This window comes from Aeromonas sp., assembly GCF_050633025.1.
Classification (GTDB): Bacteria; Pseudomonadota; Gammaproteobacteria; order Enterobacterales; family Aeromonadaceae; genus Aeromonas.
The window spans coordinates 12511-32087 of record NZ_JBODRQ010000002.1 but is presented as its reverse complement, the minus strand read 5'-3'; the positions used below and the strand labels follow the sequence as shown (position 1 = coordinate 32087).

The following is a 19577-nucleotide window of genomic DNA, read 5'->3' as shown; positions in this document are numbered from 1 at the left end:
GCGGTCGCTGTCAGGCTTCGTTGGCGTGGGCCTTCTGGCACCCTTCGACGGCGTGAGCAATCAGTTCCAGTGCGCTCTGGTCGCACGGTGGCAGTTCAGCCTCGCATTTACTGATAGGGGTAACACGATCGCCCCACTTGATGATGGCGGCACCCCAGGTCAGGCCGGCACCGAAAGCGGCGGTCAGCAGATAGGAGTTCGGCTTGACGCGGCCCTGCTCCAGCGCTTCACACAGGGCGATGGGCACAGTAGCTGCGGAGGTGTTGCCATAATTTTCGATGTTGACCATCACCTTCTCCATCGGCGCATTCATCCGCTTGGCGAGGGTCTCGATGATGCGGATATTGGCCTGGTGCGGCACGATCAGGTTGACCTGCTCCGGCGCAATACCGGCCTGCGCCAGCACAGTGCTTGTGGCCTCACCCATGCCGCGCACGGCGCGTTTGAAGATCTCCGGCCCTTCGAAGTTGAAGGTGAACAGCCCATCGATATCGGCAAAACGCACCCGATCGGTACCGAAGTTAGGTACGTGCAGGATCTCCCGCGCTTCGCTGTCACAGCCCAGCTTGTTGGCGATCAGGCCACACTCCTGCTCGCTCGCCTCGATTACCACGGCACCGGCACCATCGCCAAACAGCACGGCGGTATCGCGGCGCGCCCAATCCAGCAGGTAGGTGAGGCGCTCGGCACCGATCACCAGCACCTTCTTCATCATGCCGGTCTGCACCAGCGAGGTGGCGACGGAGAGGGAATAGACGAAACCGGTGCAAGCCGCGTTGAGGTCGAACACGGCGGCGTTGACGGCGCCCAGTTTCTTCTGCACCGCAGAGGCGGCGCTTGGCAGCAGGTTGTCCGGGGTTGCGGTCGCCAGGATGATGCCATCGAGATCGCTCGCTTCCAGACCGGCGCAGGCCAGTGCGCGGCGACCGGCCAGGGTGGCGAGATCCGAGGTGCTGACGTGGGAGATCCGGCGGGCCTTGATGCCGGTGCGCGGATAGATCCACTCGTCTGACGTATCCATGATGGTGCTGAGGTCATCGTTGGTCAGCACGGAGGGAGGCAGGCATTTGCCCCAGCCGGTGATATTGGCGTATTTCATCTTGTTACCGCTTCTCAAAGTGGATAGCCCGCGGGCGGAAAATCGTGCGATTATGCCGCACCGGAGCGGGTGTGTCATCTTGCGTGTCCCGGCTCGGTGCAGGAAGGGGTGTGCCCAGACGCGTCAGATAGGATAATGTCACAGCAGGAGCGGCACATAGCTTGTCAATCTGCCCAGTTCCGACTTGCCGGCGGCCCGCCTGATCTGTCAGCACAGGGAGTGCCACCCATCATTACTACACCTGACAGAGGTACATCATGGAATGGACGAGTTGGCTTGCTCTGGCCGCAATCTGCGTGATGGGGGCCATCAGCCCGGGGCCGAGTCTGGCGCTGATCATCCGCAACACGGTGCAGGGCGGGCAGGGGCATGGCGTCGCCACTGCGCTCGGTCACGGCTTTGGGGTTGGAATCTATGCGCTGGTCACCGCACTGGGTCTCTCCATTTTGATCACCCAGACCCCGATCCTGTTTGATCTGATCCGCTACGGCGGCGCCGCATTTCTTGCCTGGCTCGGGGTGAAAGCCCTGCTGGCAAAACCTGCCAGTAGTGAAGCGAATGAAGAGGTGCATCAACTGCGCGGTCGGCAGGGGGCCTTTGAAGGTTTTATGGTGGCTTTCCTTAACCCCCAGCTGGCGGTTTTCTTCATCGCCCTGTTCAGCCAGTTTGTGCGGGCCGATACCGGCTGGAGCGAAGGAGGCATCATGATGCTTACCGCTGGCGGGATCGATGCCGCCTGGTATGTGCTGGTGGCGCTGGTGCTCTCGCGCGGGCCTGTGCTGGCGTGGCTTAAAGCCAAATCCTTTGTGATCGACAAGGTGAGCGGCTTGGTGCTGCTCGGGCTGGCGCTCAAGGTGGTTATCTAATCCTGCATTTTGCGGATACCTTAAGCGGGATCAAGGCACGCGGGTGGTGAATGGGCTAGAGTAGCGCCCATTTGCTGTCCGCCCTGATCCCGAGACCATGCACCAGAACAAGCACCCGTTAAGCCACAACAACCGGTTGGAGCTGCTGGCTCCGGCCAAGAACCTCGCCTACGGCATCGAAGCCATCAATCATGGTGCGGATGCCGTCTACATGGGGGGCCCCGCCTTTGGCGCCCGCAGCGCTGCGGGCAACTCTCTCGAAGATATCGAAGCGCTGGCGCGTCACGCCCACCGTTTCGGTGCCCAGGTTTTTGTCGCCTTCAACACCCTGCTGCATGATCATGAGCTGGAGCAGGCTCGGCGCCTGACCTACCAAATTTACGAAGCCGGTGCCGATGCGCTGATTGTGCAGGATATGGGACTGCTGGCGCTCGATCTGCCACCCATCGCGCTTCATGCCAGTACCCAGACCGACAACCGCACGCCGGAGAAGGTGAAGTTTCTGCAGGATGTGGGTTTCTCTCAGGTGGTGCTGGCGCGCGAACTGTCGCTGGCGCAGATCCGCGAGATCAGCGCGGCGACCAATGTGCAGCTGGAGTTTTTTATCCACGGCGCGCTCTGCGTCTCCTACAGCGGCCAGTGCAATATCAGCCACGCCCGTACCGGCCGCAGCGCCAACCGCGGTGAATGTGCCCAGCTCTGCCGTCTGCCCTGCTCGCTGCAAAAGCCGGACGGTGAAGTGCTGGTAGCCGACAGCCACCTGCTGTCGCTCAAGGATATGGATCAGACCGACAACCTGGAGGCCTTGATCGAGGCGGGGATCCGCTCCTTCAAGATTGAAGGGCGCCTCAAGGGGCTCGACTACGTCAAAAACGTCACCGCCTGGTATCGCCAGAAGCTCGACGCCATTCTGGATAGTCGCTCCGATCTGGTGGCCGCTTCGGCAGGTCGTTGCAGCTACAGCTTCGAACCGGATCCGAAAAAGAGTTTCAACCGTGGCTCTACCGACTACTTCCTCAATGGTCGTCAGCAAGGGATCGATTCTACCAGGAGCCCGAAATATGTGGGCGAGCCGCTGGGGCGGGTCACTAAGGTGACCCGTGACGGTATCGAGATCGATGGCAAACAGGTCACCCTCAACAACGGCGACGGTCTGGGCTTCTTCAAGCCGAATAACGAGCTGGTGGGGATGCGCCTCAACAAGGTCGAAGGTAAGCAGTTACTCCTGTCAGAACGCATGCCGGGGCTAAAGGTGGGGACAGAAATCTACCGCAACCACGATCAGGCGTTCAGCAAGATGCTGGAGAAGGCGAGCGCGGATCGCCGCATCCGGGTCGATATGGTGCTGGCAGAGTGCGATGAGGGCGTGAACCTAACGCTCACCGACGAGCAAGGCATCAGCGCCGCGGTGACGCTTCCCTGTGGCAAACAACCTGCCGACAATCCGGAGCGGGCGCTGCAACAGGCGCGGGATCAACTTGGCAAGCTCGGCAATACCCTGTTTGTGGCGCGCAAGATTGAGTTGGCAGTAACGAGGCCGCTATTTATCGCCGCATCACAGCTCAACGGTCTGCGCCGGGACGGCATCGCCGCGCTGGAGGCGGCGCGGGTGGCCAGCTACCAGCGCCCCGAGCGACGGATCGCCCTGCGGGATATCCACTATCCCCAGCACCGCCTCTCCTACCTTGGCAACGTGCTTAACAGCGCGGCTGAAAAGTTCTTCCATGAGCACGGGGTGGAGCGCATTGCCCCCGCCTATGAAGCGAACAAGGAGGAGCGGGAAGTGGTGCTGATGATCACCAAACACTGCATCCGCTACAGCCAGAACCTCTGCCCGAACGAGGTGCCCGGTCTCAAGGCCGAGCCGCTGGAGCTCAAGATGGGTAAAGACACCTTCCGTCTGCGTTTTGACTGTAACCGCTGCGAAATGCATGTGATGGGCAGCCTGAAACGCTGATCAAAGAGCCCCTTTCTCCATCTGGAAAGGGGGCTGTTTTTTAGCACAGGCTTTCCGCCCATCCTCCTTTATTGCCCCTCTCCAGCGCCAGCAGCGCTTTTTTGATCTCCAATCCCCCCGCATAGCCGGTCAGGCTACCGTTTTGGCCGATCACCCGATGGCAGGGGACGATGATCGAGAGCGGATTGCGGCCATTTGCTGCGCCCACAGCCCGCACCGCATCGGGTTTGCCGATGGCGCGAGCAATATCGCTGTAGCTGCGGGTTTCGCCATAGGGGATGTCGCACAGCGCTTGCCACACCGCCTGCTGAAAGGCGGTGCCACGGGCGGCAAGGGGCAGGGAGAAGCGCTGCAAGCGACCGACCAAATAGGCGTCAAATTCGGCGAGGAAGGGGGCCAGCGCCTCGTGATCTTGCTGCCAGCCACTCATATCGGGCAGCGCCCGCAGGCCCGCCATAAAGTCCACGTGTACCAGACCATATTCATTGATGGCGACCAGCAGATCGCCGCAGCGGGTCGGCAGGATATCGTAGCGGATCATGGGGTTCTCTCCTGTTGTTGGGTATCTGGCTGTTGTTCGTTGCCGGTGGCACGGAGCAGCAAATCGGGCGCTTCACTCATTGCGTGCCACAGCCAGCTGGCCGCGTAGCTGCGCCACGGCTGCCATGCTGCGCTTTGCGCCAACACCTCTTTTACCGGCAGCTTGGTGCCGCCGCCGAGTGCCTTTTGCAGCACCAGATCGGAGGCGGGGAAAGCATCTGTATCGAGCCCGCAGCGCAGTCGCCAGTAAGCGACTGTCCAGGGGCCTATGCCCGGTAGCGCCAGCAACTGCTCATCACTGGCTGTCGTGAGGGTCAGCTCGCCGCTGGCCAGCGCCTGAGCCACTCCCTGCAGGGTACGAATACGGCTGCCGGGCATGCCGATACCGTCGAGATCGAGCTCGCACAACTGGGCGGGGGTCGGCAGTTGCGCCCCCCCGAATTGCGCCTCGGTGCGCGCCACCAGCCGCCCGAGTATGGTGATGGCTCCCTTGACCGACACCTGCTGGCCGACGATGGCGCGCAGCATCACCTCGTATTCGTCCCAGCCACCCGGCAGCCGCACGCCGGGCCAGCGCCCCTGCAAGCGGGCGAGCAGCGGATCCTGACCGAGCAGATCACCGATCCGCTGCATATCGGCATCGAGATCCCACATCCTGCGCACCCGATAGAGCAGATCGGGCAGTGCCGCGAGCGGCAGGTCATGCACGGTGAGTTGCAGGCTGTGCCCCTTGCCCTGCGCGATACGCACCAGCGCGACCTGATCGCCGACCCGGTAGCGCCGCTCATATACCTCGCCATCTACCCGCTCCAGTCCGGGGATAGCCCGCAGCCGGTAGAACGCCAGCATGGCCGCCACGTCATATGGGGGGCGGTAGGGAAGTTGCAGCGTCAGGGTTGCGCCGCGCGGCTGCGCGCTCATGTGCTCTGGCGCATGATCCTCTTGTTGGCGCAAGGTGCGTGGGGCCATCCCATAGGCGTTCAGCCAGGCATCGTTGAAGCGGCGGATGCTGGCAAAGCCTGCGGCAAACGCGATATCGGTGATGGGCAGCCCGGTTTCGGTCAGCAGCCTTTTTGCGAGCAGCAGGCGGCGTGTCTGTTCCACCTGTTTTGGTGAGGCGCCGAGGTGCTGCTCGAATTGGCGGCGCAGAGTGCGTTCGCTGATCCCGGCCTTAGCGGCCAGTTTGGCGAGCGTGCCCTCCGCCAGCTCGCCGCGATCGATGCGTGCCAGCAGATGTGCCAGTTCAACCGGCAGATCGCCACGGGCGGCGGGGGCCAGCTCAGGGCGGCAGCGCAGGCAGGGTCGCAGCCCATACTGTTCGGCGGCCGCGGCGCTTTGGAAGTAGCGCACATTGTGCTCGTGCGGTGGCCGTGCCGGGCAGACAGGCCGGCAGTAGATGCCGGTCGAGAGCACGCCGGTAAAGAAGCGGCCATCAAAGCGAGCATCGCGGGCGAGCCGTGCGGCGTGACACTGTTCGCGGCTGAGGGTGTTGATCTGGTGATCCTGTGGCTGGTCACGCTCGTGCTGCGGCGTCATGGCATGGCTCTCTTGCTGGTGGGGGCCGGGTGTTTGCTGATGCGGCACAAAAGGGATGAGTGAGAGACTAAGCAGGATCGCGAGGGATGACTAGCCAGAAACGGACAGGGATAATAATTAAGTTTGCGAGGAATGTGCGCTGAAACAGGTGAAGGTCGTGCGCAACTGTGCGAAGGTGGATGAGCCTTTATCACCGAGGATTGCACTATGCCAGGTCCCGCCCGTGCCGGCGCCCTGATCTATGCCAGGGAGCCGGGCTTGCTGAGCCACTTTTACCGAACCTTGCTGCAGATGGAGATCCGCAGTCAGAGCGAGCAGCTGATCGTGCTGGAGAACGGTGACATCCAGCTGCTTGTGCATGTCATCCCCGAGCCCTATATCGGACAGGTCGTTGTCACGACGCCGCCAGCGCTGCGCGAGCAGGGGGCCATCAAGCTCTTCTTTACCGTGCCAAGCCTTGCGTGGGCGGAGGCGAAAGCGGCGGATCTCGGTGGTGGCCTGCTGCCACAGCAGTGGTCCGGGCCCGGCTTTGTGGTGCGCAACGCCTTCGACCCTGAAGGCAATATTCTGCAACTGCGCGAATTTTTAAGCGCGCAGGATCCGCTCTGACACGGATCGTTTACCAATAAAAAAACGGGGCCTGTCATGGCCCCGTCATGTTTTACCCGTATTGCACGGATCACTTCAGATAGCGCTGTTCCAGATGCTGGCGCAGCCAGTGCGGATTGAGCGCTTCACCGGTGGCACGGCGCACCAGCTCGTCGGTGCTGTGCAGGCTTGCCTGTGACCAGATGTTGCGTCCGAGCCAGCCAAAGATCTCCGGCAGGCGGCCTGCGGTGATCAGCTCACCCATGTTGCCCAACTCTTTTTCGAGAGCAAAGCGCAGTTGGGCGGCATACATGGCACCTAGCGTGTAGCTCGGGAAGTAGCCAAACATCCCATCGGTCCAGTGAATATCCTGCATGCAGCCATTGCGGTAGTTGCCCTTGGTGGAGAGCTCCAGCCATTGCTGCATTTTGGCGTCCCACAGCTCGGGGATATCGGCTACCTCGATCTTCCCTTCAACCAGATCGCGCTCCAGCTCGTAGCGCAGGATAACGTGGGCCGGATAGGTCACCTCGTCGGCATCGACCCGGATAAAGCCCGGCTCGACCCGGCTGTAGAGAGTGGCCAGGTTCGCCGGTGAAAATGCCTCCTGCTCGCCGAAGTGATGACGAATATAGGGGGCAAGCAGTGCCAGGAAGGCCGGATTGCGTCCCAGCTGCATCTCGCAAAACAGGCTCTGGCTCTCGTGAATCGCCATGGAGCGCGCCTCGGCCACCGGCTGACCCAGCAGATGGCGTGGCAGCCCCTGCTCGTAACGGGCGTGGCCGGTCTCGTGCACTATGCCCATCAGGCTCGAGACAAACTCCTGCTCGTTGTAACGGGTGGTGATCCGCACATCGGTCGGCACCCCGCCACAGAAGGGGTGACTGCTCACGTCGAGGCGGCCGTGGGCGAAATCAAAGCCGAGCACCCCCATCACTTCCTGACCGAAGGCTTGCTGGGTGGGGATGGGGAAGGGGCCTTGCGGTATAAGCAGGGCATCGCCCTTCTGCTGCTCGCTCACGGTCTGGATAAGACCGGGCAGCCAGCTGGCGAGATCGCCGAAGATCTCATCGAGCCGAGTAGTGGTCATGCCCGGCTCATAGCGGGCCAGCATGGCATCGTAGGGGCGCACGCCAAGCGCATCGGCCCGCAACTGTGCCACTTCACGGGAGAGGTTCACCACCGCCTCGAGATTGGGGGCAAAACCGGTCCAGTCGTTGTTCGTGCGCTGGCTGCGCCAGGCGTGCTCGCACTTGCTGCCGGCCAGTGACAGCGCTTCGACCAGCTCACCGGGCAGCAGGCTTGCATCTTGCCACTGGCGCTTGATCTCGCTGAGGTTGGCGCGCTGCACCTCATCGAGTGGCTCACTCTCGGCCTTGGCAATCCAGTCGCCGAGCTCGGGAGCGGTGCGCTTCTGGTGGATCAGCAGACCGAGTTCAGCCATCGCTTCGGCACGGGCATCGTTGCCCCCTTCCGGCATCATGGCCGCCTGATCCCAGCCGCAGATGGCGGCGAGGTGGCTAAAGCGGTGGATCTGTTGCTGATGTTGTTCAAGCTTTTGATATGACATGGGATTGTCCTTGTTCGCGTCCCTGATGGTAGACAGCCCCGTACCTGGCATGACCGGGGCTGGTCGATGCTAACACTGCTATCGTCTGGTTGACCACCTTCGCGAGGGCGGGTCCGAGGAGTGGCAGCTATCGGGTTAGCCGAGGCGCTTCTGGTGCCGTTCGCGGTTTTCCGCTTTTTTGCGTTCGCTTTTACGCAGCAGCACATAGAGCGCGCCGCTGCCGCCGTGGCGACGCTCGGCGCTGTGGATCGCCATGACGGCAGGCAGTTGCGGCAACCAGGCGCTGACATAGCTTTTCAGCAGAGCGCGCGGGGTGCTGCGCTCCCCCTTGCCGTGCAGGATCAGCAGGCAGCGGATATCCCGGACTTCACAATCTGCAATGAACTGCACCAGCGTCTGGCGCGCTTCGTTGAGGGTTTTCTGGTGCAAGTCCAGGCTGGCCTGAAGCTCGTATTTGCCGAGCCGCAGCTTCTTGTAGACCCCCTCCTGCACCCCATCACGTTTGAAGCCGACGATTTCGTGCGGATCGCGCATCTCGATGGCCTCCATGGTGAGGTGGTCGAGGGTGAGTTGTTCGGCGGTGGCGGCCTGACGGCGAGCGAGATGCGCCTCGGTCGGGGCGGATTTGGCCGCATGGGGATGGATGTTGTCGCTGCGAATGGGCCGCACGTCGGCCACTTCATTCATAAATAGCGAGAGTTCGTCGTTATGAGACACGGCAGGCTCCCCATAAAAAAAGTGGCGGCCATTATAACGGCCGCAACCGGCACAGAAAACGGGGAAAGGGGCAGGGGATAAGAGGGGGGCAACGTATGGGCACTGGTGCAGCCTGGCCAGGGCATCACTATCGCGAACCATAAAACAGCACAGGCGGTCAGTGTGTGCTGCCGCCTGGGGTCAGAGGATTATTTTCCCTCTTTGGTTTGCTGAGAATAGTGTTGCTGCGAATGCGGCGGTTGTGAGTGCATCACCTTGTAGATGAAGTAGGCCGCGTAAGAGCTGATGAGCAAGAAGGTGCCGATAATCACCAGCATCGACATCAATCCCACGCTGTTGCCAAACATCAGGTCCAGCCAAAAGTCCATTTTATTGCTCCTGTCACCCGGTTGATGACAGGCATGATAAATACCTCTTTGCCCCGTCCGGGATGATCCCGATCAACTCCCTTGCAGGTTGTTTAATAACCAGCGCAATCTGTGATCGTTCTCACTGGACTCCTTGCGACCGAGCCTGCACAGGGCCTGGTGTGGTGAGCGGGGTAATACGCCACCCTTGCTGCTCCAGCAACGCCAGCAACCCCTGCTCGCCGTAAAGGTGCAGGGCGCCTACTACGATAAAGCTCTCGTTGGGCAGGGTGGACCATTTCTTCAGCCAGTTGTGGTTGCGCTCGGCCAGCAGGGTCTGCTCCATCCAGCTTTGTAGCGGGGGGGGAGCCATCTCCTCCTTGAGCAGATTGATCAGCGTCGCCTCATCCCCCTGTTGCCACGCCTTCATCACGGCGGCGAAACCACTCTCCAGCATCGGTAGCTCATCCAGGGTGCTGGCGAGCATCAGGGTCTGGTTATCACCCACGCTGGCCAGATAACCGAGCTGCTCCAGCAGGGTCTCAAAGCCCACCACCGGTTTGCCCTCTTTGGCGGCCCGGGCGGCAAAGTGCTGGTCTATCCCGAGTTCACTCTTTAAGTCGGAGCGGGCCATGGCGGCCTGGGTCAGGGTAATGGCGGCAAACCAGGGGCGCAGGGGGGCGAGGGTTGCTTCATCGAGGTCGTAACGGGCCCCTGCCATCAGGGTACGCTGATAGAGTTCGGCAGGCAGATATTGCTTGAGTGATTTGCCATCCACCAGTCGGGTGATAGATCCCATCTCTTGCCACTGATCCGGCGTGATGCTGTTCATGTCCACCTCCATCACCAGTGCGCGACTCTGCAGCCAGGCACGCTCCACAGGCTCGGGAAGAGGATAGAGGGAAGGCTTGCCCGCATGGATGGAGCCCAGCAGCCAGTGTTGCTGGTTGCCCTTGCTTACCCGATAGAAGGCGGGATCGGCAAAGGCGTGCAGCGGTAGCAGCAGGCAGAGCAGGAAGGCAAAGAGGGTGCGATGAAATCTCATGGGGATCCTTAATGTGCGCCGGGTGACTTCTCTTGCTGACAATAAGCCCTATGATAAGTCCTCATTTCAGATAACCAAGAGGTTTGCCATGCCCCACCTTCGTTTTCGCGCCGTGGCGCTTGAGACCCTGCAACAGGTGAGCGGCCCGCTGCTGGCCGAGCTTTGCGAGCTGACCGGCGGCAAGCCGGAGTTTGTCACCATGGAGCGGGTGGAGAGTTGCTGGATCCGTAACGGCGAGCCAGAGGCGGGATTTCCGTTTGTCGAGTTGCACTGGTTCGAACGGCCGCAGGAGATGCAGGACGCCGCCGCGCGCCTTATCACGCGCCATTTGAAGCAGGTGCTGGGGGAGCAGACCTATGTGGTGGTGCAGGTGATCCCCTTGGTCAAGAGCGCCTACTACAGCAATGGCGAGCACTATTGAAGAGAGGGACAAACCAGGTTGGCGGGACGGGTGACGCCGCTACCCGGCTAACGCCACTTGGGCGGCAGGATGCTTGTCGCCCATCACGGGATCAGGCCGATTTGGCCAGCAGTTTATCGAGCCAGCGAGTGGGCAATACCCGTCGCAGGAAGGCAAACAGCCGGGTTGGAGTGGTCACCGGATAGCGTGCCTTGGGATGGGCGTGGGTCAGCGCATGGAGCAGCGGCGGGATGCAGGCTTCGCTTGGGAGGGTAAAGCCGCTGGTGGCCCCCTCTTTTTCCAGCCGCGTCAGAGTTTGGCGGTAGGCCGACTGATGACGACTCTGAGCCGGGTCGATGTGGCGCAAGAAGGCGCTGCGGGCATTGTCACGAAAACGGGTATCGATGGGGCCCGGTTCAATCAGGCTGATATGTACCCCGCTACCCGCCAGTTCGAGGCGCAGAGTGTCGCTATAACCTTCCAGCGCAAACTTGCTGGCGTTGTAGGCGCCGCGATACTTCATGGCAACCAGTCCCAGTACCGAGCTGTTCTGCACTATCCGCCCCTCTTTGGCCTCCAGCATCGGCGGCAGCACCTGACGGATCAGATGGTGCCAGCCAAACAGGTTGGTATTGAACTGCTCCCTGAGCGCCTCGGTGGGCAGATCTTCCAGCGCCCCGGGTTGGCCATAAGCGCCATTGTTGAACAGGCCATAGAGGCGCCCGCCCGCCAGATGGAGCGCCGCACTGGCACCCAGCTCGATGGAAGCAGGGTCCGCCAGATCCAGCTGTACCGCCAGCAATCCCTGTTGCTGCAAGCGGGCCACATCTTCCGCCTTGCGCGCCGAGGCGATCACGGTAAAACCGTGCTGCCCGAGCGCCTGTGCGGCGGCGAGGCCAATACCGCTGGAACAACCGGTGATCAGAACAAAACGGGGCATGATGGCGTCCTTGTGACTGCTGACAAAAGCGTGCGGGCGGGTGAGTGGATAAAATCCCTATCCGGCTCGCATGTTAGCCTGCCAACCGGCAAAAAGAAAACCGGGCCAAGTGGCCCGGTTTGCTGACATCGTATTGCCTGATTACATGAAGGTAAGCGGCATGATGATGTGGAACTTGACGTCCTTCTCTGAGGCGAAGATGTTGGGATAGTCGGTCCAACCACCTTTTTGAGTTATGTCGTTGTTGTAGTCGGTGTAGTGCAGTTTGAACAGGGTGCCTTTCAGCTTGCCATCCTGCACGGTATAGCTGACATCAAAGTTGGCAGCCCATTCGGTATCTTCACCGTTGGTAGCTTTAGTGCCATCACCTTTCTCGATATCCCAACCGTAAGCACCGGATACACCGACTGACCAGCCAGGGGCACCCACCAGGTCATCCAGAGAACGGGTCACGCCGAAGAACAGCGCTTTCTCGTTGTTGGCGTTCCAGTCAGAGCGGGAGTCCCACCAAATTTCGTTGGCACCCTGGGAGTTGGCGTAGCCACGGGTCAGGCGGGGCAGGTAGTTGCCTTCGTTACCTTCGGCCTTGGTCCACAGACCTTCCAGACGGAAGCCGTACGGGCCCATGCCCCAGGCAGCTGTCAGAGCTTGTTGCCATGCCAGACCGTCATAAGTCTCGATCTGGGAAGCGCCCTTGGTGTAGGTCTCGGTCTCGGAACCGTAGAACTGGTAGCTGGTGGAGAGGCCGCCCAGTACGTCAAACTTGTGAGCCAGTTTGAAGTGGTAGCTATCCATGTAGCCTTCGGACTGACCGAAAGAACCGGTCACTGCAGTGCCATTCTCGAAGGTGTAACGGGCTGCGATACCGTGGATGTAGTCGATGACGTTTTCATCAGCGAACGGATCCATCCACGCTTTGGCACGGGAGAAGACCTGAGTCTCTTTGTACCAGGGGGCCTTGTACTCGTCAGCGATGGCGTAGGTCAGGTAGAGGCCACCGAAGTTACCTTCAACTTGACCACCACGATAGGTACCCGGTTGATAAGACCAGTTAACACCGATTTGGCCAGGGACATACAGCTGGGTATAACCACCCTTGGCAGTGATGCCGCCGTCCAGGAATTTCAGCTTCATCGCTGCGTTGGAGAGGCTGAAACCACCTTCAGGGGAGCCATCTTTGGCGTTGTTGCCCCAAGAACGGCCAGCGAAGGAGAATTCGTTTTCCTGGTTGACCGGGTGATTTTCGGTAACGGCCAGGTCATAGGCACCGAAGCCGCCCAGATCCAGACCTACGGTGTCCCAGGCATAACCGGAGTTGAAGTTGAGAGCGGCTTGAACGGTGGAATGGCTCAGGTTGGACTGGTATTTGCCTTCTTTCTTGGCTGCAGTCGGGTCACCATCGATGCGCTGACGATCACGCTGGAAGTAGAACAGACCGCCGGTCAGTTTGGAGTCTTTAACGAAGGTTTCATAGGACTGGCCGTATTCCGGGCTCATCATATCCTGAGCTGCCAACGCCATACCGGGGGCGACCAGAGCGGCTACCACAGCGGCACTCAAAGCGGCGCGCTTGAAGATCACTTTTTCCATTTTTATTGCTCCTGATTTTATGGACTTAGCTTTTTTTCCGGCAGTTGGCATCGGGCCTACCGCTCGGTATTGGCATTGCAATCAAAACCCCGAAGGGCAAAAAATCTTCTCTTGGCTACCTGCAACCCGGATGTCTTGGCACATCTGTAGTTGGCAGTCCTGATCATCACATGTTGTTTTTTTATGTTCCGATTCTTGGCTATCGGACAACCCCAAGAGTACGTTCGCGCTGCGAAATATCAATGAAAAGTTCCCCTGGTTCTTCAAAAATATGACCGAGAGCAAATAATTACGGCTAAGGCCGCAAGCGGTGTTATGGCAGGATTTATGTGAAGGGAAACGTTTTTCTGTCGGTATCCCGCGTCAGCTCGGCTTTTCATGCGAGATAGGGGGGCTTGGATTAACTTTTTAGCAATGTGTAATTTTGTGGTGGAAAAAAACATTCCCTCTGGTTGAAGGTCGGAGATCTGGTTGCGATGGGCCGGTGGAGTGAAGTGAGGTCAGAACCTTGATGGATGACGAGGAGAGGTTCAGGCGGCGGAATGGGAGGTCCGTTCAAAAAAAGTCCCCGGCAGATGCCGGGGACTTTTGGATAAGAGACAGGCGCCAGGCCCGGTTTGTTCAATCAGTTGCGCTGTGATTACTGGAGTACCAGCACCATCAGCAGACCGACGGTAATGGCGGATACCAGGAAGGCAAAGCCATAGAACACATAGTGGTGCAGTTTGGTGGTGTGGATCCCCAGATCATGTAGACCGTGGTAGATACGGTGCATACCGTGCCAGATGGGCAGGGCGATGACAGCTAACAGGATGCAGGCACCCCACCAGGAGCTGGCAAATGCCAGCACGCGATCATAGCTCATGGTCTCTACGTCCATGATCCCCATGGGTACCAGCAGACCGGTGATGAGGACAATGACCGGCAGCAGCATGGCAACGACCATGCCACCCGCACCAAACAGACCCCAGTAAATTGGTTCGTCAGAACGTCTCATGGTTTTCTCCTCAGGCCACGATGATCAGGACAAGCAGGGACACCACCGCCAGCGCCACATACTGGGCGATGACGATCGGTTTCTCCGGCACCAGCTCTTCACCACGGAACATGCGCATGGCTTTCGGCGCCAGGGCGAACCAGGTTTTGGCATGGAACAGGCATGCCGCCAGTGCGATGACATGGAACAGGATGGCGATCGGGCTTTGCAGGGACTCCAGCCAGCCGTTGAACGCTTCCTGACCCTGAACCAGGCGCATCAGGCCCCACATCAGTACAACGGCATAGATGGAGACGAAGATACTGGTGCCTTCACGGATCATGTAACCGGTGTAGAAGGCGTTCTTCAGCCACCAGTCTTTCTTCATTTCGCGGACGTAAGGTTTACGTTTGCTATCAGTGTTGTTCATGGTCTCAATCCTGCTCTCAATCTGGCTTGAACATGGCGATCATGTAGTCCTTGGCGCTCTCGACCTTGCCAAGCTGGATGGCAGCGGCCGGATCCACGCCTTTCGGGCACACTTCGGAGCAGTAGCCCACGAAGGTACAACTCCATACGCCTTCGTCCTGGCTGATGATCTTCATCCGCTCTTTGGACGCGCTGTCGCGGTTGTCGGCGTTGTAGCGATAGGCCAGAGCCAGTGCCGCCGGACCGGTGAACTTCTTGTTGATGCCATACTGCGGGCAGGCTGCGTAGCAGAGACCACAGTTGATGCACATGGAGAACTGGTGATACTTCGCCATGTCAGCCGGAGTCTGGATGTACTCGCCATCGCACAGGCTGCGCGGCTCAGACGGGATGATGTAGGGCTTGATACTCTCCAGCTTCTCGATGAAATCGGACATATCGACCACCAGGTCACGCTCAATCGGGAAGTTGTTGAGCGGTTCAATGGTCATCTTGCCCGGCAGGTAGTCGCGCAGGAAGGTCTTGCAACCCAGCTTGGGCACACCGTTAACCATCATGCCGCAGGAGCCGCAGATCGCCATCCGGCAGGACCAACGGAAGCTCAGGGTAGAGTCCAGGTGATCCTTGATGTACTGCAGGGCATCCAGCAGGGACATCTCTTTCAGGTAAGGCACCTGGAAGGTCTGCATCCAGGGCTCGTTGTCCTGCTCCGGGCGGTAGCGCAGGATCTCAATTTCAATCATCTCAGCCATTCTTCTTAGCCTCGTCTTGTTTCTCACCCTCGGAGCCGTACACGCGTTTTGCCGGCTGGGACTTAGTGATCTTCACATCGGAGTAATCGATGGTGGGCGTTTCGCCGTTGTTGTAGAACGAGAGCGTGTGCTTGAGGAAGTTCACGTCATCGCGCTCCTCATAACCGTCCAGACGCTGGTGGGAACCGCGGGACTCTTTACGATTGATGGCGGAGTGAGCCATGGCTTCGGCCACGTCCAGCATGTAGCCCAGTTCGATGGCGTACAGCAGATCGGTGTTGAAGACAGAGGACTTGTCGTTGACCTTGATCTTCTTGTAACGGGCTTTCAGCTCGTTGATCTTGTCGATGGTGCCCTGCATCAGCTCTTCGGTACGGTAGATACCGACACCGGCTTCCATGGACATACCCAGTTCGTTGCGGATGTCGGCCGGGTTTTCGGTCCCGTCGATATCCATCAGCGAGAGGTGCTGCTTGATCAACTGCTCGGCCTTGGCGACCAGCGCTTCGGTGTTGCCGTGCTGCTGGGTCACAGCGAATTCGGCTGCCTGTTCACCGGCCACCTTGCCGAATACCACGATCTCGGACAGAGAGTTGGAACCCAGACGGTTGGCACCGTGCAGACCGACGGAGGCACACTCGCCAGCGGCGTAGAGGCCTGGCATGCGGGTTGCGCACTTGCCGTCAGTTTCGATACCACCCATGGTGTAGTGGGCAGTCGGACGTACCGGGATAGGCTCCTTGACCGGATCCACACCCACGTAGGCCTTGGCCAGTTCGCAGATGAAAGGCAGACGCTCTTTCAGGTACTTCTCGCCGAGGTGGCGCAGGTCGAGGTGAACCACGTCGCCCATCGGGCCCTGGATCACGCGGCCTTTCTGCTGCTCTTGCCAGAATGCTTGGGAGAGACGGTCACGGGGACCCAGCTCCATGTGTTTGTTCTTCGGCTGGCCGACCGGGGTTTCCGGGCCCAAGCCGTAGTCTTGCAGGTAGCGGTAGCCATCCTTGTTGAGCAGGATACCACCCTCACCACGACAACCTTCGGTCATCAGGATGCCGGTGCCCGGCAGACCGGTCGGGTGATACTGGACGAACTCCATATCACGCAGCGGTACGCCGTGACGGTAGGCCAGCGCCATTCCGTCACCGGTCACGATGCCACCGTTGGTGTTGTAGCGGTAAACGCGACCGGCACCGCCAGTCGCCAGCACCACAGATTTGGCCTGGATGAAGCGGGTGATGCCGTTCTGGATATCAAAGGTCAGTACGCCCTGGACGCGGCCATCTTCTACGATCAGATCCAGACAGAAGTGCTCGTCATAGCGCTTGATGGTCGGATACTTGATGGAGGTCTGGAACAGGGTGTGCAGAATGTGAAAACCGGACTTATCTGCGGCGAACCAGGTGCGCGGGATCTTCATCCCGCCGAAACGGCGAACGTTGGCCTTGCCATCCGGCTTGCGGCTCCAGGGGCAACCCCAGTGTTCCAGTTGGATCATTTCGTTGGTGGCGTTGTTGACGAAGTATTCGACTACGTCCTGCTCACACAACCAGTCGCCACCGGAGACGGTGTCGTTGAAGTGGTTTTCGAGGGAGTCGTCATCACGGACGACACCGGCGGCGCCACCTTCGGCGGCCACTGTGTGGCTGCGCATCGGATAGACCTTGGAAATCAGGGCGATTTCCAGCTCCGGGTGGGCTTCTGCAATGGCGATTGCGGCACGTAGGCCACCACCACCAGCACCGATGATGGCCACATCGGTCTTGATAATATCCACATCTGCCTCCTTAGGGATAGATTTGCTGGGCACGATTTTGCTATATGAAAAAAATTCAGGCTTGATACAAGTCAAACTGCTTGGTTTTATTCCATTTGTCGTAGTTATTTTTTTCTAAAACACCCTGATTCCTGGACGAAAATGTCGTTATTATCGTCACTCTCCGGTCTTATTGATGGATTCGATAGCGGCCTCTCGGCACTTTAACATCAGGATTGTACGTAGTTTTCTTTCAATAAAATGCGAATTATCTCTCTTTTTGGGTACCAACAAAAAAACTTTAAGTTTTTTATTGTATTTTTTTAATGATAATTATTGGCATTTGGCTGTTCGAATTAAAATAGGTAATTCGAATGGCGATGGTTACAACAGCGGTGATTGGATAAATCCAGATGAATCACTGGAGGTTTATGGTGGGGTAGGATTGGGTTATTTGAGATTACTAACTGAAAATTAAGCGCTATTTAGAAAAATAAAAGGGGCCTGTACGGCCCCTTTTGCTCATGCTCAAATGCGGAACATGCCGACCTGATTGCTCAGTTCACCCGAAATATTTTTAAGTTGCTCAGAGAGATGGCGGGAATTGTCTGCGTCCACCGCCAAGTCATCAGAGACATCTTTCACTGCCTGAATATTACGGCTTACCTCATCGGTGACGGCACGCTGCTCTTCAGCCGCGCTGGAGATCTGGGTCGCCATGTCGGAGATCTGGTTGATCGAGGTGGTGATCTGCTCGAGCGCACGGGTGGCGTTGTTGGCATCATCCACGCTGTTCTGGGCCAGCAGCTGGCCTTCGTGCATGGTGCTGACCGCCCCCTGGGTATTGCGTTGCAGGGTTTCGATCATATTGCGGATCTCGACGGTTGAGCTGTGGGTACGCTGTGACAGGACGCGTACCTCGTCGGCTACCACCGCAAAGCCGCGGCCCTGTTCACCGGCACGTGCCGCTTCGATGGCGGCGTTGAGTGCCAGCAGGTTGGTCTGCTCGGCGATGCCCTGAATGGTGGAGAGGATGGTGTTGATCTCCTGAGCGTTTTTCTCCAGTTCCTGAATGATGTTGGAGGCTTGTTCTACCTGGGTGGCCAGATCGGTGATAGAACGCTGGTTGCGGGCGATCACCTGCTTGCCATGTTCGCAACTGCTGCTGGAGGCGCGGGCTGCTTCAGCGGTCTGCTCGGCGTTGCTGGCAACCTCGACCGCGGTGGCCGACATTTCGTGGACAGCAGTGGCAATCTGGGAGATCTCGTTTTGCTGGCGTGCCAGCCCTTGATTGGCTTTTTCGGCCATGCTGTGGGAGGACTCGGCCTGCTGATTGAGTTGGCCGGAGGAGTTAGAGATATCCTGCACCATCACATGGATCCGGTCGATGAAGGTGTTGACGTGTTTGGCGAGCGCGCCCACCTCATCCTCACGTTCGATCTTGATACGGCGGGTCAGATCGCCGTTGCCACGGGAGAGATCGGCAATCGCCTCGCCCAATGCTTTAAGAGGGGCCAGCGAGCCGTTGATGGCGACATAGGAGAAGCCCGCCACGATCAGTATGGTGATGATACCCTCGATGAGAGAGATGGTGATCATGCGGCGTACAGACTGGTAGGCGATCTCCTCATCCACCATCATACCGTAATACCAGTTGGTATTTGGGATGCTCTTAAAGTCAAAGACTACTTTTTTGCCGCTGATCACCTGCTCGTTGATCTTGCCATCATTGGCGATCTGATTGATGTAAGCTGCGGTTAGTTCTGGCGCCAGCGAGGTGGCGGATTTCAGGCTCAGGGAGGCATCAGGGTGAGCGATGATGGTGCCACTGCTATCCACCAGCATGGCGTAGGTGCCCTCGGTGGTGACCGCCAGAATGTCCGAGATCAGTGAGCTGATGGAGACGTCACCGGCGATGACGCCTTGGGTATTGCCGCGCTGGAACGGCTCGGCAATGGTGACAATCAGCTGACCGGTGGAGATATCCGCATAGGGGGAGGTGATGGTCATCTTGCCAGCAGCCATTGCGTCTTTGTACCAGGGGCGCTGGCGCGGGTCATAACCGGCGGGCAAGTCGGTTGGTTTGCTCCGGATCATCTTGCCGTCTGCGGTACCGGCATAGATCAGATCAAAACCACCAGCATTCATGGACTGGGCCAGATGACTGATGGGCTCATCTTCAGTGGCGAATGCCTCCTTGGTGGTGCTGACCATGCTGATCCGCGAGTCAACCCAGCGGGAGATCCCCTTGACGTTGGCCATAGAGCTTTCATCAATGGTATTCCAGATCAAGCGATGGGTTTCGCTGCTTAGTTGCGAGGTGTTGTACCAGACTTGCAGGCTGGTGATTACCAGAATGATGCTCCCGATAGCCAGAGCAAGTTTGTTTTTAATGGATAAGTTCATGGTTACATCCTTGTGAGCGTCAGTCTGAAGTGTGTGGCATCTAGTTATTGTTATGAGCCTTTG

General features: G+C 58.8%; 18 protein-coding genes. 4 read left to right on the top strand and 14 right to left on the bottom strand.

Annotation, left to right across the window (positions count from 1 at the left end; all coding sequences use genetic code 11):
* Positions 1 to 10: 10 nt before the first annotated feature.
* Positions 11 to 1099, bottom strand: a complete 1089-nt coding sequence (locus ACRAUW_RS00495) for a ketoacyl-ACP synthase III (RefSeq protein ID WP_431360727.1) — start codon at positions 1097 to 1099, stop codon at positions 11 to 13.
* A 257-nt stretch (positions 1100 to 1356) separates the two neighbouring features.
* Here ACRAUW_RS00495 and ACRAUW_RS00490 point away from each other — a divergent pair, with 257 nt between their 5' ends.
* Together ACRAUW_RS00490 and ACRAUW_RS00485 are read left to right on the top strand one after the other, a co-directional pair.
* Positions 1357 to 1965, top strand: coding sequence for a LysE family translocator (locus tag ACRAUW_RS00490; RefSeq protein ID WP_431360726.1), 609 nt, complete (start codon positions 1357 to 1359; stop codon positions 1963 to 1965).
* A gap of 97 nt (positions 1966 to 2062) precedes the next feature.
* Positions 2063 to 3922 (top strand): peptidase U32 family protein, encoded by a 1860-nt coding sequence (locus ACRAUW_RS00485; RefSeq protein ID WP_431360725.1) that lies wholly within the window; start codon positions 2063 to 2065, stop codon positions 3920 to 3922.
* Between the two features lie 40 nt (positions 3923 to 3962).
* Here ACRAUW_RS00485 and ACRAUW_RS00480 read toward each other — a convergent pair whose 3' ends face one another.
* Complete coding sequence (locus ACRAUW_RS00480; protein ID WP_431360724.1) at positions 3963 to 4463, bottom strand: methylated-DNA--[protein]-cysteine S-methyltransferase; 501 nt, start codon at positions 4461 to 4463, stop codon at positions 3963 to 3965.
* Positions 4460 to 5998: an AlkA N-terminal domain-containing protein gene (locus ACRAUW_RS00475; RefSeq protein WP_431360723.1), complete on the bottom strand. Its 1539-nt coding sequence runs from the start codon at positions 5996 to 5998 to the stop codon at positions 4460 to 4462. Before ACRAUW_RS00475 ends, ACRAUW_RS00480 begins: the two co-directional genes overlap by 4 nt.
* 207 nt (positions 5999 to 6205) lie before the next feature.
* On the opposite strand from ACRAUW_RS00475, the gene ACRAUW_RS00470 reads away from it, so the two are divergent.
* Complete coding sequence (locus ACRAUW_RS00470; protein WP_431360722.1) at positions 6206 to 6607, top strand: glyoxalase/bleomycin resistance/dioxygenase family protein; 402 nt, start codon at positions 6206 to 6208, stop codon at positions 6605 to 6607.
* Positions 6608 to 6677: 70 nt separating this feature from the next.
* Here ACRAUW_RS00470 and ACRAUW_RS00465 read toward each other — a convergent pair whose 3' ends face one another.
* The 4 genes from ACRAUW_RS00465 to ACRAUW_RS00450 form a co-directional block, all read right to left on the bottom strand.
* Positions 6678 to 8156, bottom strand: coding sequence for a carboxypeptidase M32 (locus ACRAUW_RS00465; RefSeq protein WP_431360721.1), 1479 nt, complete (start codon positions 8154 to 8156; stop codon positions 6678 to 6680).
* A 135-nt stretch (positions 8157 to 8291) separates the two neighbouring features.
* Positions 8292 to 8873, bottom strand: coding sequence for a DNA endonuclease SmrA (gene smrA / locus ACRAUW_RS00460; RefSeq protein ID WP_431360720.1), 582 nt, complete (start codon positions 8871 to 8873; stop codon positions 8292 to 8294).
* 188 nt (positions 8874 to 9061) lie between these two features.
* Complete coding sequence (locus tag ACRAUW_RS00455) at positions 9062 to 9241, bottom strand: DUF3149 domain-containing protein (RefSeq protein WP_431360719.1); 180 nt, start codon at positions 9239 to 9241, stop codon at positions 9062 to 9064.
* Between the two features lie 121 nt (positions 9242 to 9362).
* A complete protein-coding gene (locus ACRAUW_RS00450; protein ID WP_431360718.1) occupies positions 9363 to 10265 on the bottom strand; it encodes a TraB/GumN family protein in 903 nt (300 codons plus the stop codon).
* Positions 10266 to 10353: 88 nt separating this feature from the next.
* Between ACRAUW_RS00450 and ACRAUW_RS00445 the strand changes: the two genes are divergently transcribed.
* Positions 10354 to 10686 carry a DUF1904 family protein gene (locus ACRAUW_RS00445; protein ID WP_111899918.1) on the top strand — a complete coding sequence of 111 codons (333 nt, stop codon included), beginning with the start codon at positions 10354 to 10356 and terminating at the stop codon, positions 10684 to 10686.
* Between the two features lie 91 nt (positions 10687 to 10777).
* On the opposite strand, the gene ACRAUW_RS00440 is transcribed toward ACRAUW_RS00445, so the two are convergent.
* The 7 genes from ACRAUW_RS00440 to ACRAUW_RS00410 all read right to left on the bottom strand — a co-directional run bounded on the left by ACRAUW_RS00440 (position 10778) and on the right by ACRAUW_RS00410 (position 19514).
* Positions 10778 to 11605 (bottom strand): SDR family oxidoreductase, encoded by an 828-nt coding sequence (locus ACRAUW_RS00440; protein ID WP_431360717.1) that lies wholly within the window; start codon positions 11603 to 11605, stop codon positions 10778 to 10780.
* Between the two features lie 141 nt (positions 11606 to 11746).
* Positions 11747 to 13195, bottom strand: a complete 1449-nt coding sequence (locus ACRAUW_RS00435; RefSeq protein ID WP_431360716.1) for an OprD family outer membrane porin — start codon at positions 13193 to 13195, stop codon at positions 11747 to 11749.
* A gap of 640 nt (positions 13196 to 13835) precedes the next feature.
* Positions 13836 to 14192 carry a fumarate reductase subunit FrdD gene (gene frdD, locus ACRAUW_RS00430; protein ID WP_431360715.1) on the bottom strand — a complete coding sequence of 119 codons (357 nt, stop codon included), beginning with the start codon at positions 14190 to 14192 and terminating at the stop codon, positions 13836 to 13838.
* Positions 14193 to 14202: 10 nt separating this feature from the next.
* A complete protein-coding gene (locus tag ACRAUW_RS00425) occupies positions 14203 to 14601 on the bottom strand; it encodes a fumarate reductase subunit C (RefSeq protein WP_431360714.1) in 399 nt (132 codons plus the stop codon).
* Between the two features lie 16 nt (positions 14602 to 14617).
* Positions 14618 to 15352, bottom strand: coding sequence for a succinate dehydrogenase/fumarate reductase iron-sulfur subunit (locus ACRAUW_RS00420; protein ID WP_431360713.1), 735 nt, complete (start codon positions 15350 to 15352; stop codon positions 14618 to 14620).
* Positions 15345 to 17129, bottom strand: coding sequence for a fumarate reductase (quinol) flavoprotein subunit (gene frdA / locus ACRAUW_RS00415; protein WP_431360712.1), 1785 nt, complete (start codon positions 17127 to 17129; stop codon positions 15345 to 15347). Before frdA ends, ACRAUW_RS00420 begins: the two co-directional genes overlap by 8 nt.
* 507 nt (positions 17130 to 17636) lie before the next feature.
* Positions 17637 to 19514 carry a methyl-accepting chemotaxis protein gene (locus tag ACRAUW_RS00410; RefSeq protein WP_431360711.1) on the bottom strand — a complete coding sequence of 626 codons (1878 nt, stop codon included), beginning with the start codon at positions 19512 to 19514 and terminating at the stop codon, positions 17637 to 17639.
* Between the last annotated feature and the right edge of the window lie 63 nt (positions 19515 to 19577).